Annotated in this window: 18 protein-coding genes and 1 tRNA gene; 12 read left to right on the top strand and 7 right to left on the bottom strand. The window is 67.0% G+C overall.

Going from position 1 to position 17,185, the window contains the following annotated elements; all coding sequences use genetic code 11:
• Positions 1 to 3: 3 nt before the first annotated feature.
• Entirely contained in the window at positions 4 to 1,734 is a 1,731-nt protein-coding gene (gene dnaX, locus M9902_RS02195; protein WP_297220872.1) for a DNA polymerase III subunit gamma/tau, read from the bottom strand.
• Positions 1,735 to 1,839: 105 nt separating this feature from the next.
• On the opposite strand from dnaX, the gene M9902_RS02200 reads away from it, so the two are divergent.
• From M9902_RS02200 to M9902_RS02230, 7 genes are all read left to right on the top strand, one after another.
• Positions 1,840 to 1,924, top strand: a tRNA-Leu gene (locus M9902_RS02200).
• Between the two features lie 166 nt (positions 1,925 to 2,090).
• On the top strand, positions 2,091 to 3,326 hold the full coding sequence (locus tag M9902_RS02205; RefSeq protein WP_297220874.1) for an integrase arm-type DNA-binding domain-containing protein: 1,236 nt from the start codon (positions 2,091 to 2,093) through the stop codon (positions 3,324 to 3,326).
• Positions 3,327 to 3,351: 25 nt separating this feature from the next.
• Positions 3,352 to 4,008, top strand: coding sequence for a hypothetical protein (locus M9902_RS02210; protein ID WP_297220876.1), 657 nt, complete (start codon positions 3,352 to 3,354; stop codon positions 4,006 to 4,008).
• 122 nt (positions 4,009 to 4,130) lie between these two features.
• Positions 4,131 to 4,370, top strand: coding sequence for a helix-turn-helix domain-containing protein (locus M9902_RS02215; RefSeq protein ID WP_297220879.1), 240 nt, complete (start codon positions 4,131 to 4,133; stop codon positions 4,368 to 4,370).
• 1 nt (position 4,371) lies between these two features.
• On the top strand, positions 4,372 to 4,521 hold the full coding sequence (locus tag M9902_RS02220) for a hypothetical protein (protein WP_297220881.1): 150 nt from the start codon (positions 4,372 to 4,374) through the stop codon (positions 4,519 to 4,521).
• A complete protein-coding gene (locus M9902_RS02225; RefSeq protein ID WP_297220884.1) occupies positions 4,518 to 6,542 on the top strand; it encodes an AAA family ATPase in 2,025 nt (674 codons plus the stop codon). The genes M9902_RS02220 and M9902_RS02225 overlap by 4 nt, the downstream gene beginning before the upstream one ends.
• Positions 6,543 to 6,943: 401 nt before the next feature.
• Positions 6,944 to 7,522, top strand: coding sequence for an HGGxSTG domain-containing protein (locus M9902_RS02230; RefSeq protein WP_297220886.1), 579 nt, complete (start codon positions 6,944 to 6,946; stop codon positions 7,520 to 7,522).
• Between the two features lie 304 nt (positions 7,523 to 7,826).
• On the opposite strand, the gene M9902_RS02235 is transcribed toward M9902_RS02230, so the two are convergent.
• The 6 genes from M9902_RS02235 to M9902_RS02260 all read right to left on the bottom strand — a co-directional run bounded on the left by M9902_RS02235 (position 7,827) and on the right by M9902_RS02260 (position 13,532).
• Positions 7,827 to 8,309, bottom strand: coding sequence for a DnrO protein (locus M9902_RS02235; protein ID WP_297175419.1), 483 nt, complete (start codon positions 8,307 to 8,309; stop codon positions 7,827 to 7,829).
• A gap of 112 nt (positions 8,310 to 8,421) precedes the next feature.
• Complete coding sequence (locus M9902_RS02240; protein WP_297220889.1) at positions 8,422 to 9,867, bottom strand: FAD-binding protein; 1,446 nt, start codon at positions 9,865 to 9,867, stop codon at positions 8,422 to 8,424.
• The gene (nadA, locus tag M9902_RS02245) at positions 9,864 to 10,892 is read right to left on the bottom strand and encodes a quinolinate synthase NadA (RefSeq protein WP_297175018.1); all 1,029 of its coding nucleotides are present in this window, start codon (positions 10,890 to 10,892) and stop codon (positions 9,864 to 9,866) included. The genes M9902_RS02240 and nadA overlap by 4 nt, the downstream gene beginning before the upstream one ends.
• A gap of 333 nt (positions 10,893 to 11,225) precedes the next feature.
• Positions 11,226 to 12,473: a hypothetical protein gene (locus tag M9902_RS02250; RefSeq protein ID WP_297220892.1), complete on the bottom strand. Its 1,248-nt coding sequence runs from the start codon at positions 12,471 to 12,473 to the stop codon at positions 11,226 to 11,228.
• Positions 12,470 to 12,718, bottom strand: coding sequence for a DUF2249 domain-containing protein (locus M9902_RS02255; RefSeq protein WP_297220894.1), 249 nt, complete (start codon positions 12,716 to 12,718; stop codon positions 12,470 to 12,472). The genes M9902_RS02250 and M9902_RS02255 overlap by 4 nt, the downstream gene beginning before the upstream one ends.
• Positions 12,719 to 12,761: 43 nt before the next feature.
• Positions 12,762 to 13,532 carry a cyclic nucleotide-binding domain-containing protein gene (locus tag M9902_RS02260; protein ID WP_297175026.1) on the bottom strand — a complete coding sequence of 257 codons (771 nt, stop codon included), beginning with the start codon at positions 13,530 to 13,532 and terminating at the stop codon, positions 12,762 to 12,764.
• Positions 13,533 to 13,707: 175 nt separating this feature from the next.
• On the opposite strand from M9902_RS02260, the gene ccoN reads away from it, so the two are divergent.
• From ccoN to M9902_RS02285, 5 genes are read left to right on the top strand one after another with little or no spacing between them, the layout of a single operon-like run.
• Positions 13,708 to 15,147, top strand: coding sequence for a cytochrome-c oxidase, cbb3-type subunit I (ccoN, locus tag M9902_RS02265; RefSeq protein ID WP_297220896.1), 1,440 nt, complete (start codon positions 13,708 to 13,710; stop codon positions 15,145 to 15,147).
• A gap of 10 nt (positions 15,148 to 15,157) precedes the next feature.
• Positions 15,158 to 15,772: a cytochrome-c oxidase, cbb3-type subunit II gene (gene ccoO, locus M9902_RS02270; RefSeq protein ID WP_297175033.1), complete on the top strand. Its 615-nt coding sequence runs from the start codon at positions 15,158 to 15,160 to the stop codon at positions 15,770 to 15,772.
• A 3-nt stretch (positions 15,773 to 15,775) separates the two neighbouring features.
• Positions 15,776 to 15,952: a cbb3-type cytochrome c oxidase subunit 3 gene (locus M9902_RS02275; protein WP_297220898.1), complete on the top strand. Its 177-nt coding sequence runs from the start codon at positions 15,776 to 15,778 to the stop codon at positions 15,950 to 15,952.
• Positions 15,949 to 16,887, top strand: coding sequence for a cytochrome-c oxidase, cbb3-type subunit III (gene ccoP, locus M9902_RS02280; RefSeq protein WP_297220900.1), 939 nt, complete (start codon positions 15,949 to 15,951; stop codon positions 16,885 to 16,887). Before M9902_RS02275 ends, ccoP begins: the two co-directional genes overlap by 4 nt.
• Positions 16,884 to 17,180: a hypothetical protein gene (locus M9902_RS02285; protein ID WP_297175041.1), complete on the top strand. Its 297-nt coding sequence runs from the start codon at positions 16,884 to 16,886 to the stop codon at positions 17,178 to 17,180. Before ccoP ends, M9902_RS02285 begins: the two co-directional genes overlap by 4 nt.
• Positions 17,181 to 17,185: the final 5 nt, after the last annotated feature.

Below are 17,185 nucleotides of genomic sequence, written 5' to 3' on the forward strand. Positions count from 1 at the left end.
CGTTCAAGGGGTGTCGCCGGGCGCTTCGTGCGGCCGGATCGAGCCGGGGACAATACTCGCCCCATGGTTGCGGACCAGCCGCTGGATCGCCGGATCTTCGGCAAACCCGCGCTCGGCCTCGGTCTGGCGGGCATCCTGCGCGCGCGCGTTGCGCGCACTGGCCGTGTCGCCGCGTGCATCACCCAGCTCGAAGCGCACCTGCACGGCACCGCCGAGCCGGCGCGAGACCGCATCGGTCAGTTGCAGCACGAGGCTGGGCGATTTCAGGTGCATCTGCTCCTCGGTCAGGGCCAGCCGCAAGACACCCTCGCGGTGCGAGAGAAAGGCGGCATTTTCCGCCAGCAGCCGCGGTGCGCCACGCAAGCCGCATTCGGCCACGACCTGCAGCCAATGCTCGCCATCGGTGACGATGCTGGCACTGGGCGCCGGCGTGGCCGGCATCGAGCTCTCGGCAACCGGGGCCGCTGGCGGCGTTGCCGGGGCTGCCGTTGGCCTGGGCGAAGCATCCGTGCGCCCGAGCGCCGCTACCGCCGCGGCCGCGGCCGCGCGCGCGCTCGATTCCCGCCCACCGCCAGCCCCCCCGACAGCCGGCGCCGGCGAGACCGACGCCGCCGTGCGCGCAGGTGTCGCACGATCGGCCGCCTCGGGGCGGAACGCCAGCATCCGCAGCAACGCCATCTCGAAGCCACTGCGCGGACTGGGTGCATAGCCAAGGTCGCGGCGACCGTTAAGCGCCATCTGGTACCACAGCTGCACCATTTCCGGGCGCAGCGCGGACGCCAGCGCTTCGACATCGACTGCATCCACCTCGATCGCGGCATCCGGCACCAGCTGCTTGACCTGGATGCGGTGCAAGGCCAACGCGAACGCATCCAGGATGCCGGCCCAGTCCGGCGCGAACTCCGCCAGCCGGGCCACTTCGTCCAGCAGCCGCCGGCCATCGCCTTCCGCAAGCGCACCCAACAGCGCGTTGATCCGGGTGCGATCGACCGAGCCCAGCATTGTCGCCACGGTGTCGCCATCCAGCTTCCCGGCACCCGCGCTGGAACCGCTGTAGGCAATCGCCTGGTCCAGCAGTGACAGACCGTCGCGCAAACTGCCGTCGGCAGCGCGCGCCAGCTGCGCCACCGCGTCGGCGTCGGCGTCGATGCCCTCGGCGGCCAGGATCCTGGTGAGCTGGCCGCGAATCTGCTGTTCATCGAGGCGCTTGAGGTTGAACTGCAGGCAGCGGCTGAGCACCGTCACCAGCAGCTTCTCCGGATCGGTGGTGGCGAACAGGAACTTGACGTGTTCCGGCGGCTCTTCCAGCGTCTTCAGCAGCGCATTGAACGCCGGCTTCGAGAGCATGTGCACTTCGTCGATCAGGTAGACCTTGTAGCGGCCGCGCGATGGCATGTACTGCGCGTTTTCGATCAAGTCGCGGACGTTCTCGACGCCGGTGTTGGAGGCCGCGTCGATCTCCAGCAGATCGATGTAGCGCCCGGCGTCGATCGCCTTGCAGGTCTCGCACTCACCGCAGGGATCGGCACCGATGCCACGCTCGCAGTTGAGCGACTTGGCGAAGATGCGCGCAATGGTGGTCTTGCCAACGCCGCGCGTGCCGGTGAACAGCAACGCGTGGTGGATGCGCCCGGTCGCCAGCGCATTGGTCAGCGCGCGCACCACGTGCTCCTGGCCAACCAATTCGGAAAAACGCCGCGGGCGCCACTTGCGGGCGAGGACGAGGTAGGACATGCCCCATTGTGGCATGCGCCGGCGCGGACGGCGGCGCACGAAACGCCCGCCAGATTCCGATTGACATGCCCCCCGATGACCCGGACAATGCGCAGCTCACCACCTGCCCAGGTGGCGGAATTGGTAGACGCACTAGTTTCAGGTACTAGCGGGTAAAACCGTGGAGGTTCGAGTCCTCTCCTGGGCACCAATAGAGTTTCCCGCAATATCCCGCAAGGCCACTAAACCCCTGATTTTCAGGGGTTTTTTGTTGTCTGCGTGCCGGAATTACCCCCGCGACTTCCCGCCGTACCCCTTCCCTACCCCCAAGTTTGGGGGTACGGTTTGGGGGTACGGAAAAGTTTTGGGGGTACGACATGCCGAAGCGAGTCCCCGAGTTGTCACCGTCCGCCGTGAAGAACGCGCGGCCACGGGCGACCGCGTGGAAATTGGCCGACGGCAAGGGCTTGTTCCTGCTGGTGCTGCCCGATGGCGCGAAGCAATGGCGCTTCAAGTACCGCAGGCCGGACACCGGCAAAGAGAACCTGCTGGCGCTGGGGAACTATCCCGACGTAAGCCTGAGCAAAGCACGCGAACGCCGCGCCGAGGTGCGCGCGCTGCTGGCCGATGGCATCGACCCCGGCGCGCAACGCAAGGCCGAACGGCAAGCACGCAAGGAAGCCGCAGGCAGTACCTTTGCCGCCGTCGCATCGGAATGGCTGGCCGTGCAGGACTGCGCCGATGTCACGCTGAGGAAATCGCGCTGGATTCTGGAATCCTTCCTGTTCCCTGAAATCGGCCACCTGCCCCTGTCCGACATTTCCCCGCGCGTGCTGCTGGACGCACTGAGGAAGATCGAGGCCACCGGCAAGCAGGAAACCGCCAAGCGCGCCAAGATCAAGGCCGGGCAGGTGTTCCGCTGGGCGATCATGGAAGGTCGCACCGAGATCGACCCGACCGGCGCATTGCGCGGCGCGTTGAAGGCCACCAAGGCCAAGCACCATGCCAGCATCACCGACCCGGCCAAGATCGGCGAGCTGCTGCGCGCCATCGATGGCTACACGGGCGATCCCGTCACCTGTGCCGCGCTGCGACTGGCCCCGCTGGTGTTCGTCCGGCCCGGCGAACTGCGGGCGGCGCAATGGCAGGAAATCGACCTGGACGGCGCTGTGTGGCGCATCCCCGGCGAGCGCATGAAGATGGGCGCGGCGCATATCGTGCCGCTGTCATCGCAGGCTGTGGCGATCCTGCGCGGCCTGCAACCGCTGACCGGCACCGGGCGCTATGTATTCCCCGGTATGCGCAGCGCCAGCCGCCATATGTCCGAGAACACGATCAACGCCGCACTGCGCAGGCTGGGCTACGGCACCGACGAAATGACCGGCCACGGCTTCCGCAGCATGGCGGCATCGCGCCTGAATGAAATGGGCTGGAACGCCGACGCCATCGAGCGCCAGCTTGCGCACGCCGAGAGCAACAAGGTACGCGACGCCTACACCCATGCCGCGCAATATCTGGATGAACGCGCTCGGATGATGCAGGCGTGGGCCGACTACTTGGACGCGCTGCGCGCAGGTGGCGACGTGGTGGCGTTCCGGCGCAGGGCGGGTTGACCGTTTCAGAACCGCGAGGGTGTGCATGTTCCCGTCTGGATTCCCCGACTTCACCGACGATCAAAAGCGCAGACTGAAAGACCTTCACGTTTGCGACGAACAGATCACGGCGCTTAGGTACGCACTGGTTAGCGTTCGTTCGTTTGTCCGTCAACCTGCGGCAAACAATGAAATGGCCGCATATTTAGAGGAAGTCGAACGACTTGCAAACGTCCTGTCGCGCAAGTTGCGGACGGCTACGGCTATCGCCCCCGACGCGGCACTGATGATCGAAAAACTTTACTGGGCGCAGCGTCCGACCGATGAGGGGCCGGACATGGCTGCAAACCTATGCCCGCGTCTGGACGCGCTGATTGCCGCTTCGGCGGAAGCCCGTGAGTCGCTTCCAGTTGGGAAGCAGGCAAGGTCAAGGGTTGGGAATCCTGAACCCATCCGGCGGATAGACGAAGCCCTGTTCCATGGTTGGCACATGGCGAATCGGCCCGCCGAGGCATACCCGATAGCCTTTCGTCCAAGCGTTTCAGCGTCCAGTGCTTTTGTTGAAATTGTTGGAATCTGCTACACCGCCGCAGGCTATGAACAGCGCCCAAAACGCGCACTTCAAGCCTATGCAACCGCTTTCAACAAAGATCGACGGAAATTGCTGAGGGGCATGGATGAGGCGCTAAGCGGGATGGGGTAAACCGTTCCCCGGCATGTGTCTGAAAACCTGACATGCCGGGCGCGCAAAAGGCGCTTTTGTGGGGATATCCCGCGTTAGGGTGAAGTCACTTGGCGTGTGCCAAGGATGCCCGAAACACCGCAATGACCCCACAAGACTGCGCTGCACCCGTGCTGCCGAGCACGGCCAAAATCACTTCCGCCGACCTGCTGACCGAGCGCGAAGTTTCCGAAGACCTGAACGTAGCACTCAACACCCTGCGCAATTGGCGCTGGCGTGGCGAAGGCCCGCGTTTTGTGAAGCTGGGCAAGCGCGCCGTGCGCTACCGCCGTGCCGACGTTGAGGCGTTCATCGAGGCCGGACTGACCGGCAAGGCGGTCTGACATGACCGCCAGAAAAGAAAACCCACGCTTCACGGGCGTGGGCTTGCGCAAGCTGGCGAGCTGGGCGCGCTTCGAGTATATCAGCGACGTGTTGTTTGTTGTCGCGGTGCTCTATCTGGTGGCGGAAGCCGCATGGATGGTGCTGCGATGATCGACCTGCAAACCTACGCCGCGACGTATCAGGCGGCAGGCTTCATCCCGCTGCCGATCCTGCCGAACAGCAAGCACCCGGCCTGCAAGGGGTGGCAGAGTGGCACCGCACCGGAGGCGTTCGCATCGCATCACGGGAATATCGGGCTGACCTTTGGGCCGGGGTTGTTCGTGCTGGACGTGGACGTGAAGAACGGCACCAATGGGCTGGCCACGCTCGAGGGGCTCGAGGTCAAGCATGGCGAGCTACCGCCGACGCTGACCGCCGACACGCCTAGCGGGGGGCGGCATATCGTTTTCAGGAAGCCCGAGAGCATGACACTGCGCAACCGCGTTAGCGTCCTGCCGGGCTTGGACGTGCGCGCGGCTGGCGGCTTCATCGTGGCCGAACCGTCAACGCTGGACGGCAAGGGCTGGCACTGGAACGACTGGCAACCCGATACGGGCGAACAGCCGGAGATTGCCGACGCGCCGCAATGGTTGCTTGCCGCCATTTCCAAGCCCGCGCCAGAGGCCGCAGAACGCGCCACAAGCGGCACCGATGGCCCTGCCGACCCCTACGCAGCGCACGCGTTGGAACGGGCTACAGGTGCCGTCCTGAACGCTGCTGAGGGCACGCGCAATGCCGTACTCAATGCCACCGCCTACGGGCTTGCCCGGCTGGTCGCTGCCGGTCGGCGGGATTGGGGCCAGTGTGAGCTTGCACTGACCCGCGCCGCGCGCGCTGCCGGGCTCGAGGATGGCGAGATAGCGGCCACGCTCGCCAGCGCCTACGCGGCTGGGATGGCGTCACCGAATCATGAGGGCGAGCCGGACACGGGCGAGGAAGCGGAACCGCTGCTGCTGCCTGTATCGGTCGGCGACGTGCTGACCAATCCGAGCAAGCCGCCGCGTTTCGTTTGGGGCCGGTATCTGCCGCGTGGCGTGGTGGCGCTGCTGGGCGCGCATGGTGGCACCGGCAAGAGCACCATTGCGCTGATGCTGGCGGTTGCCGTGGCCACCGGGCAGGAACTATTCGGGATTGAAACCGAACGCTGCCGCGTGCTGTTTGCGAGCTTCGAGGATGACGGGGCAATCGTTCGCCACCGGCTCGAAACGATCTGCAAGGAATGGTTCATCGATCCGGCAGAACTCGAGGGGCAATTGGTAATCGTGGACGGCACCGAAGCGCCGGAGCTGTTCGCCACCACCACCGCGCGCGATGCAGGAAGCGTGACGCCGACCTATGTCCGGTTGGAGACCTTGGCCGAAGGTGCCGGGCTGGTGATCGTGGACAACGCCAGCGACACGTTCGGGGGCGATGAAATCAACCGGCGGCAGGTGCGCGCGTTCATGCGTTCGCTGGGGCGCATTGCCAAGCGCAACGCTTCCGCCGTCCTGCTGCTGGCCCATGTGGACAAGAACACCAGCCGGGCTGGCAAGGCGACCAATGGCGAGGGCTACTCGGGCAGTACCGCATGGCATAACAGCGCGCGTTCGCGGTTGTTCATGGTGCGCGATGACTCGGGCGGGCTGAAGCTGTCGCACCAGAAAACGAACTTCGGGAAGGTTCACCCGCCGCTGCTGCTGGATTGGCCCGAGGATGGCTTGCCGCAGTTGTCCCATGCACGGCCTGGCCCTGCGGCTGCCGATTCTGGCCTGCTGGCGAAGCTGGACACGCGCGCGCTGCTGGCGCTGATTGCCGAGTTTTCCGAGCGCGGCGAGCACGTCACCACCGCGACCACCAGCCGCACCCATGCGGCCAAGCTGCTGGCCAGTGAGCCAACCTTCCCAAAGAGCCGGAAGCCCGCCGACGTGTTCGCGCTGCTGCGCGATGCGGAAAGGAAGGGCCACCTTGCCCGCGTGAACGTCACCATGGAAAACCGCAAGCAAAAGGAAGTCTGGGAAGTGACCGCCGAAGGCCGGGAGTTTGCCGAGCTTGCGCCGACTGCGCCGACTGCGCCGACTTCACAAGTTGACGCACTGGACGCAGAAGGCGCAGAAGGTGCGCCGACTGCGCCGACTTCGGAGCGGGGGTTATAGGGGGAAAAGAGAGCGCACAAGTCGGCGCGGAAGTCGGCGCACCCGCCAAGAAGAAATCCGGCAAGGCGAAGGCCAAACGATCCGAATCGACCGCCTGAAAACGCAACACCAGCCCGATTCCAAAGAAGGAACTACACCATGCAACATGTTCGTACCTGCGGCCTGTTGGAACTACCACGCCCTACGCGCGCGCAGGAAGCCGCAGAGCTTGCGCGCGACGCTGCCCGCTACTTGGATAGCGGAAATTATGAAAGCGCCGCGTGGAGGCTCGCAGACGCCCTAGCGTTGATTGCCAAGAAATGCGAACCCGGCGCGGTAGGGATTGGCACCTACACCGGCAGGGGCGCAAAGCTAGACCTAGAACCGGCTGATAGCTTCAAGCGGTACGGCTGAGCGCCACCATGACCGACGCGAGCGACGGCTACCTGAGCCGCAACAAGCCCTATCTGGCACGGCTCCAACGGGAGCGCCGGGCGCGGCTGGTGCGCATCGACTACATGCCGGGCGATGACGCGCTGGCGATCATCGAAGCCAAGCGCGGCACGTACTACCCGCTGAACACCAATAGCGGGATCATTGACGCGATCCTGACCGAATGGGCGACGCTGACCGGAACAAAATGGGGCGAAGTACGAAACCCCATGAGTCCGGAATTTCCCGTGCGTTCCGCGCACGCGCGTATGACTTCCGTTCCTGAAAGCATCGCGCGCGCGCAAGAGTCCGGCGACCTGCCCGACGTTGACACGCATAGCACCGGCTGGCAATCCGCCTATCTGGCCCGCGTGGCCCGTGCGAAATCGACCGCGCGCGTCACCTGCGGGGCCAAGCGCCACCGCGACGGGCAACCCTGCCAAGCCAAGAGCGAACCCGGCAAGCGCCGCTGTCGGTTTCATGGTGGCCGCAGCACCGGCCCCAAGACACCCGAGGGCAAGGCGCGCGCGCTGGCGAATCTGCGGCAGAATAGACGCATAGACGAATAGACGCATAGACGAAAAAACGCCTGAGTGTCGTTTTCGTTTGGGGGTAGTTTTGGGGGTACTCGCCAAAACTGAAATCCTGAAACCCGCGCAAACAGGCGCTTTCAGCGGCAAATGCGATGCCTCTCCTGGCACCAAAACACGGTTTCAGGCCGTTCCATCTGGTTCTGAAAACCCCGCGATACCCGCCCGCATGGCGGGTTTTTCGTTTCAAGGCTGCGCCGGCCGCGACCGCGGCGCGCGAGCAAGCGGGGCATGTCGCCATCGGGGCGACCGTGAAAGGCGCGCGCAGCGGATCGCCGGCGACCTAACGACCGCTCCAGCCCGGATCGTTGAACAGCTGCGGGTAGCGCGCCAGCGCGGCCTGCATCGCGGTCAGCTCGGCCTGCGTGAAGCGCCCGGCGCGGACCGCGTCGGCGCCCGCCATGAACTTGGCCAGCAGCCCGTGCAGGGCCGCGTCGGCCTGCGGCGCCAGCTTGCAGTTGGCGATCATGTCCTTGATTGCCGCATCGATCCGCGCCACCGCCGCATTGCCGCGGCGCGCATCCAGATGTCCTGCCTGGTAATGGACGAGGATGCCGGTAGCCGCACGAATCTCGCGCATGCCGGCGCGCAGCGGGGCGTCGGTGGCCCAGCGCTGCGCGGGCGCGGCCTGGGTACTGGCCCCGGCGTGGGCCGCGTGCGCGGCGTGGTCGGCATGCTGGGCATGCGCGGACGTTTGGGCATTGGCGGCTGGCCAGGCCAGCGCCAGCCCCGGCACCAACAGTGCAGCGATGATTCCGTGGCGCATGCGCGTCTCCGTGGATTGTGGATGGCGCCAGCTTCGCATCCGCCGGATCAAGACCGCCTGACCCAGATCAAAATTTCGGCGTGGTCCAGCCACGGCCCGGATCGGCGGCGCCTCACGCCGACGGCGCGTCGCTGCGGTAGTGCGCGCCAAGGCTTCCCCGCCGCGCCAACGCCGCCGCCACCAGCACCTTGGCCACCCCGCCCTGCCAGCCGGCCGCGGCCAGCGTTTCGACATCCGCCAGCGCCGCCTGCAGCGTGACCCCATCGCGCAGTGGCCCCATCGCGCTGGCCATCAGCGCGCGCAGGCCGACCAGCGCCTGTGCGTCCAATGCCGGCGGGCGCAGCCGTTCGATGCCATCCGCACCGGCGGGAGCCTCGCCCGCGGCCTGATCGCGCAGCCGCAGCCCCAGCCGACGCCCGAACACCAGCCCCTCCAGCAGCGAATTGCTGGCCAGCCGGTTGGCGCCGTGGACGCCGTTGCAGGCCACCTCGCCGACCGCATGCAGCCCCGGCAGCGAGGTCCGGCAATCGGCGTCTGTCGCAATGCCGCCCATATGGAAATGCGCGGCGGGAACCACCGGGATCGGCTGCACGCGCGGGTCGATACCGTGGTCGAGGCAGGCGCGCAGCACGGTCGGGAATTTTTCCGCAAACGCGCTGCCCACCACGCGGGCGTCCAGCACCGCGCCGCCGCGCTGGCAGGCTTGCCACACCTGGCGCGCGACGATGTCGCGCGGGGCCAGGTCGCCCAGCGGATGCACGCCTTCCATCAGCCGCCGCCCCTTGCTGTCGTGCAGGTGCGCGCCGGCACCGCGCAGGGCTTCGGTCACCAGCGGCAGGCTGTGCAGCCCCGGCAACATCAGTGCGGTTGGGTGGAATTGCACGAATTCCAGGTCACGCAATTTCGCGCCAACGGCCAAAGCCAGCGCCAGCCCGCTGCCGTCGGCATCGGGCGGATTGCTGGTCTGGGCGAACAAGGCGCCGATGCCGCCGGTGGCCAGCACCACCGCACGGCCCCGCGCCTGCTCACGGCTGCCGTCGGCATTGCTGAAGGCGACGCCGCACGCGCGGTCGTCGCCCAGCAACAGACCATCGACCTCGACCCCGGCGCGGCGGGTGATGTGCCCGGACGCGCGCGCCGCGGCGACCAGCGCTTCCATCACCTTGGCGCCGGTGGCGTCGCCGCCGGCGTGGACGATGCGCGGGCGGTCGTGGCCGCCTTCACGCCCGAGCGCGAGGCTGCCGTCGGCAGCACAGTCGAACGCCACCCCGAGCTCCTGCAGCCAGTGCACGGCATCCACCGCGCTGCGGGTGAGCAGATCGACGATGGCCGGATCGTTGTGGTGGCTGCCGGCCTCACAGGTGTCGCGGGCATGGTCGGCCGGGGTGTCGCCGGGACCGATCGCTGCCGCGATGCCGCCCTGCGCGAGCAGGCTGGCGGCACCGCGCGCACCCGGCGCGCGCGTGAGCAACAGCACCGGCGCCGGCGCGGCGGCCAGCGCGGTGGCAATGCCGGCGATCCCGCCGCCGACGATGATGATCGGTTCGGCGGTACTCACACCCGGTCGCGACGCCCGACCGCCAGCATCCGGTCCAGCGACCGGCGCGCGCCGACGATGTCCTCCGGCGCCACCACCACTTCATTGCTCAGATCGCTGAGCACGGCATGGATCTTGGGCAGGGTAATCCTCTTCATGTACGGGCACAGGTTGCAGGGCTTGATGAACTCGACCTGCGGGAAATCGTTGCGCAGGTTGTCGGCCATCGAGCACTCGGTGATCATCGCCACCCGCTCGGGCTTTTCCTTCGCCAGCCACTTGCCCATCGCGCTGGTGGAGCCGACGAAATCGGCTTCCGCCAGCACCTCCGGCGGGCACTCCGGATGGGCCACGATCTTGGCCTTGAACTGCTCGCGGGTGTGGCGCGCCTCCATCGCGGTGAACTTCTCGTGCACCTCGCAGGCGCCCTGCCACAGCACCAGCTCGATGTCGGTCTGCTGCGCCACCCACGCGCCGAGGTAGCGGTCCGGCAGGAAGATCACCTTGTCCACGCCGAACTCGGCGGCCACCGATTCGACCACCTGCACCGCATTGGCCGAGGTGCAGCACGAATCCGACACCGCCTTCACCGCCGCCGAGGTGTTGACGTAGACCACCACCGGGATGCCCGGATGCCTGGCGCGCAGCGCCAGCACGTCGGCGGCAGTGATCGACGCCGCCAGCGAGCAGCCGGCCTCCATGTCGGGGATCAGCACGGTCTTGTCCGGCGCCAGCACCTTGACGCTTTCGGCCATGAAGTGCACGCCGCACATCACCACCACATCGCTGTCGCAGGTCGCGGCCTGCTGCGCCAGCGCCAGCGAATCGCCGGTGATGTCGGCCACGCCGTAGAAGATCTCCGGCGACTGGTAGTTGTGCGCCATGATCAGCGCGCCGCGCTCCTTCTTCAGCCGGTTGATCGCATCGATCCACGGCAGGTGCAGCGGCACCTCCATGCACGGGATCAGGCGTTCGAGCTGGGCGACCAGCGGCGCGTAGCGCACTTCCAGATCGGGGCTCCAGGCGGGGGTGGCGAGTGCGTTCATCTTGTCCTTCAAGGCAGGGCGGTGGCCGCCGGCACGCGGCGGCGGAAAACGATCGCGCAGCGATCAGGGGGATAGTTCCGTGGCCACGGGCGGCGCAGTGCGCGCAACGCGAGCAGGCGCACGCCGGACGCGGGGTTCGCGGCAGGTCCGGACGGTGGTCTTGGGCGCAATCGGATGCATGGGGGCGTTCATGACGAGAGGATCATGCCGGCAACGGCCGGCGCGAGGCATTGACGTGCGTCATTCTACGGGGCTTGCTTCCGCGCTGTCCGGCAACCAACGCAATCGCGCATGAATCGGCATCCATCCTCATCGGCATGGTGCGCCCGGACTTCAGCGCCTAGCCACGCGCTCGGCGACGAAGCGACGCCCCCGCCGCCGGGCGCCGCCCAACGCCACGAAGGCCGCCGCGTGTGCCAGCAGCAGCGCCGCACCGGCGACAACCGCGGTGCCTGTCTGCCAAACGGCCAGCGCCAGCAGCACGCCGGCCAGCAGTTGCAGCGCCAGCACCACGGCCTTGTCGCGCGCCGGCACCAGCAGCTGCACACCCGGCACGTGCACGCCCCGGCCGCATTCGCGCTGGAGTTCGATCCAGCCAAGGAAAGCGATGATTTCCAGCATCATGCCGGTGACCAGCAGCGGCAGGCCGATTCCGATACTCAGCGTGCCCACCAGCAGCGCGTTGCCGCCTGCCAGCAGCACGCTGCCGGCGATGGCGAGAGCGATGAATCCCGTACTCCAGAAATACGTCAGCGGCGCTCGCCGCAGGTGGCGCGCGCCCAGCTGCAGCCACAGGCCGCCAACTGCGAACGCCAGCACCGGCAGCGCCAACGCAACCCGCATTCCGATCGGAACGACACCGCGCGCCGCGCAGGTCAACAGCGCCGCAAGCAGCGCGTAAAGCACGACTTGCCAGCCCCCCTGCGCCCGCGCCGGCGCGGGCACGGAGCCTTGGAACATCGGACCCACCACGCGCGCCACCGCGGCCAGCAGGCCCAGCACCCAACCCAGCAATCCCCAGCCTGCGTGGGCATCGGTCATGGCCAACTGCGGCAACCGCAGCCAACCGCTCCAACCCAGCGCCAGCAGCAGGCCCAGCGCGGCCGTCACCAGCGCCGCCAGCACGGCCAGCCCCATGCCCAGGCGCAGGAACCCTTCGCCTTGCGCCTGCCGCAGGCCCGGCAAAACCAAGGTCGCCAGCAGCAGGAACGCGGCAAGCAACAGGCCTCCACCCCACGCTACACCCAGCCATTGCGGCCAGCAGAACCCGACCATCAGCAACACGACGCCCGCGTTCAACAGCAGATGCAAGAGCCGCGCGCCGGTCGCCCCCCCGCGCACCTGCACGCCCACCGCCACCGGCAGAAACTGCAGCAGGGCGCCGAACATTGCATTGCCAAGGAAGCCCAGGGTCAGCGCATGCACCAGCGCCAGCGTCGCGCCGCTCCAGCGCGAAGTCAGCGCCGCCTCGCCATCGACGGCCAGCAGCCCGCCCGCGACCACGCCCCAAAGTGCCGCCGATCGCAGGAACAGGCGCGGGACCGCCGGCGTCGGCGCTTGCGCCATCCGCAGTTTGGTCATCCCGACTCCGGCCGTTCAACGTGAATCCGGGTGCCGCCGTCGGCGCAGTCGCTCACCTGCCAGCGCAAGCCGCGGGCGTCGAGCTCCGCCAGCAGCGGCCGCGGCAGCAGCGGCGTCAGCAGCGTCAGTCCCTGCCCCGGCGACAACGTGTCCACCGCGTCCAACGCCCGCAGCAGCGGCTCAGGCGCGGGCAGGCCGCGCAGGTCAAGCTCCACCGGGGGCGGGGTTGCGTCGTCTGCGGTCATGCCGCCTCATCCGTCTGTCTTCCACGACACCGCGAAGCCACGTTCAGGCATTGCTGCGCTTGCGCGGCTCCGGGCTCTGGCCGCCGTTGCCGCCGTTGGCCGCCGCGAACAAGGCCTCTTCATCCAGGATCCGCACCCGACGCCCGTGCACTTCGATGATGCCGTCCTCGTGCAGGCGGCTGAAGCCGCGGCTCACGGTTTCCAGCACCAGCCCGAGATAGCGGGCAATCTCGTCGCGGCTCATCGGCAGGTGGAAGTCGTTGGCCGGCCTGCCTATCCGCCGATAACGTTCGGACAGGCCGTGCACGAACAAGGCGATGCGCTCGCTGGCCTGGCGGCGCGCCAGGACCTCGACATGGTCGTGGTCGTGGTTGGCACTCTGGCCAATGACGCGCAGCAGCTGGGTTTGCAGGCTGGGCAGCTTGGCGGCAATGGAGGCCAGCCGATCGAACGGCAATTCGCACACCCGTGAATCGACCAGCGCAATCGCCTCGCAGCGATGCTGGCCCGTTCCCACCGCATCCAGACCGAACAGCTCGCCCTGGAGGTGGAAGCCGAGGATGTGCTCTTCGCCGGACGCGTTGACCACCGTGGTCTTGAAGCTGCCTTCGCTGGCCACGTATACCGCGCGCAGCGGGTCGCCGGCACGAAACAGCGACTCGCCCTTGGCCAGCGGGCGCCGCCGCCGCGCCACCATGTCCAGCCGCCCGATGTCCTCGCCATCCATGCCTGCGGGCAGGCACAGCTGCTGGATCGAGCATTCCGAGCAACTGCGCCGCAGGCGGGCAAGGCTCAACGAAACCGGTTCATTCATCGTCTGCAAACTCAGGCGAATCTTTCGTACAATTATGCCTCAAACGCGCCTGCTTTCGCCTGATCCGGGCTTCGGCTCTGCATCGGGCCGCCTGATCCCGCGCCACACAACCATGCCCGCGCTTGCCGCATCCTGGCGGCACGGGCCGAATGTATTGCGATTTCCGGAGACCCGCATGCAAGCCAATGCCGGCATTTACAACGACAAGGTCGTGCACCAGTTCGCGGTTGCCACCGTGTTCTGGGGCATCGTCGGCATGCTGGTCGGGGTGTTCTGCGCCGCCCAGCTGTACTGGCCCGCGCTCAACTTCGACACCCCCTGGCTGACCTACAGCCGGCTGCGCCCGCTGCACACCAACGGCATGATCTTCGCCTTCGGCGGCTCGGTGCTGTTCGCCACCTCGCTGTATGTGGTGCAGCGCACCTGCCATGTGCGGCTGATTTCCGACAAGCTCGCCGGCTTCGTGTTCTGGGGCTGGCAGGCGGCGATGGTCGGCGCGGTCATCACCCTGCCGCTGGGCATCACCCAGAGCAAGGAATACGCCGAGCTCGAATGGCCGCTGGACATCCTGATCGCCATCGTCTGGGTGGTCTACGGCTGGCTGTTCTTCCGCACCATCGCGGCGCGCAAGGTCAAGCACATCTATGTGGCCAACTGGTTCTTCGGCGCCTACATCATCGGCGTCGGCCTGCTCCACATCGTCAACAACCTGGTGATGCCGGCCGGGTTGTGGAAGTCGTATCCGGTCTACAGCGGCGCGGTCGACGCGCTGGCACAGTGGTGGTACGGCCACAACGCGGTGGCCTTCCTGCTCACCGTCGGCTACCTGTCGATGATGTACTACTTCGTGCCCAAGCAGGCGCAGCGGCCGATCTATTCCTACCGGCTGTCGATCGTCCACTTCTGGGCGCTGATTTCGATCTACATGTGGGCCGGCCCGCACCACCTCCACTACACCGCGCTGCCGGACTGGGCGCAGTCGGTGGGCATGGTGTTCTCGGTGATCCTGCTGGCGCCGAGCTGGGGCGGCGCGATGAACGGCATCCTCACGCTCTCGGGCGTCTGGCACAAATTGCGCACCGACCCGATCCTGAAGTTCCTGATCGTGGCAATCAGTTTTTACATGATCGCGACCTTCGAAGGCCCGCTGCTGTCGATCAAGACGGTCAACTCGCTGTCGCACTACACCGACTGGACCGTGGGCCACGTCCACGCCGGCACCCTGGGCTGGGTGGCGATGATCTCGATCGGCTCGCTGTATTCGCTGTACCCGCGGCTGCTGAACCTGCAGGGCATGTATTCGACCAGGCTGATCGACACCCACTTCTGGCTGCACACGATCGGCGTGGTGTTCTACATCGTCTCGATGTGGATCGCCGGCATCACCCAGGGCCTGATGTGGCGCGCCACCAACCCCGACGGCACCTTGACCTACAGCTTCGTCGAATCGCTGGTGGCCACCTATCCCTACTACCTCGGCCGGCTGCTCGGCGGGCTGATGATCCTCGCCGGCATGTGCCTGATGGGCTGGCACATGTGGAAGACCTGGCAGCAGTCCAAGGGCCTGGTCCAACACCCGGTCCTGGCCCCCGATGCCGCCGACGCGATCGCCTGAGGACGCCACCATGGGACTTGCACACGAGAAGCTGGAAAAGAACATCGGCATCCTGGCCCTGGCGACCGCCATTGCGGTGTCGCTGGGCGGGTTGGCCGAGATCATCCCCATGATGTTCCAGGCCGAGGCCATCCAGCCGCTGCCCGGGGTCAAGCCCTACCCGGCGCTGGAGCTGGCCGGGCGCGACGTCTACGTGCGCGAGGGCTGCTACAACTGCCACTCGCAGATGATCCGCACCCTGCGCTTCGAAACCGAGCGCTATGGCCATTATTCGATGGCCGGTGAATCGGTCTACGACCGCCCGTTCCAGTGGGGCAGCAAGCGCACCGGTCCGGACCTGGCCCGCGTGGGCGGCCGCTACTCCGACGACTGGCACCGCGTGCACATGATCAACCCGCGCGACGTGGTGCCCGAATCCAACATGCCCGGCTTCCCCTGGCTGGAGAAGAACACCCTCGACGGTGCCACCGTGCAGGCCCACATGCGCGCCCTCAAGCGCCTCGGCGACCCGTACAGCGACGCCGAGATCGCCGCCGCGCCGGAAGCGGTCGCAGGCAAGACCGAACTCGACGCGCTGGTGGCCTACTTGCAGGGCCTCGGCAAGCACGCGCCGAAGGGGGGCTGAGCCATGCTTTCCGGAATCCTGACCTCGGTGCTTCTGGTCCTGTTCGTCGGCCTGTGGGTCTGGGCCTGGCAGCCGCGCCTGCGCAAGGGCTTTGAAGAAACCGCGCGCCTGGCCGTGGACGACGACGTCATTCCGCCGAGCGAAAAGATCACCGAGACCGAAGGGAGGACCGCCCCATGACCGCCCCCTGGAATTGGTACGTCATCGTTCTGATCCTGGTCAACCTGCTGGGCATCACCTGGCTGCTGTGGTGGACGGCCAAGCGCCGCCCCGGTGATCCCAAGCCGGAAGACACCAGCCATTACTGGGACGGCGACATCACCGAGTTCAACAAGCCGATGCCGCGCTGGTGGATCAACGGCTTCTACATCGCGATCGCGTTCTCGTTCGGCTATCTGTTCTGGTACGGCGGCTGGGGCACCTACCCCGGTCTGGGCCACTGGAGCTCGAAGGCCGAACACGACCAGGCCGCCGCGCTGGCCAACGCCCAGCTGGAGCGCACCTTTGCGCCCTACCAGGGCAAGGCGATCGACGTGCTGGCGCAGACACCGGCCGCGGTGGAACTGGGGCGCTCGCTGTTCGCCAACAACTGCGCCACCTGCCACGGCTCCTCGGCCAAGGGCGCGATCGGCTACCCGAACCTGACCGACGACATCTGGCACTGGGGTGGCAGCCCGGACCAGGTCCTCACCACCGTCCTGAAAGGCCGCGAAGGGGTGATGCCGGCCTGGGGCAAGGCACTTGCCGGCATGGGTGGTCCGGACGCGGTCGACTACGTGATCGCCTATGTGCGCCAGCTGGGCAACAAGGGCGTCGCGGCGCCGAACGACTTTGCCGCCGCGCGCGGCAAGGAACTGTTCGAAAGCGTTTGCGCCGCCTGCCACGGCAAGGATGGCAAGGGCAACCCGGCCCTGGGCGCGCCCGACCTGACCGACGGCTACTGGCTCTACGGCGACAGCACCGAATCCCTGCGCAAAACGATCGCCAACGGTCGCCACGGCAGCATGCCGGCCTGGGGCGAAACCCTGGGCGATACCCGCACCCGGCTGGTCGCAGCCTATGTCTGGTCGCTGTCGCATCGGGCCGGGGCCGGCACGCCACGGGCCGCACAATGACCGATTTCACGACGCCCGGGTTCGACCACCCGCCACGGCCAATGGCACAGCGGGTCGGTGCCGTCCTGTGGCCGAGTTTTTTCGCCGCCGGCGTGGCGACGATGGTGTTCTTCGCCTTCGTCGATCCGCTGGAACTGCGCGATCTGACCTTCCCGCACCTGGCGATCAGCCGCAGCTCCGGCTACACGATCGGTTTCTTCACCTTCTGGCTGGCGACGGCGTCGTCCAGCCTGTTCACCTGGATCCTGCTGCGACCCTCGAGCCGCTTCAACGGACCCAGAACCGGGCGGTAATCAGG

This window comes from Thermomonas sp. (assembly GCF_023953935.1).
GTDB lineage: Bacteria > Pseudomonadota > Gammaproteobacteria > Xanthomonadales > Xanthomonadaceae > Thermomonas.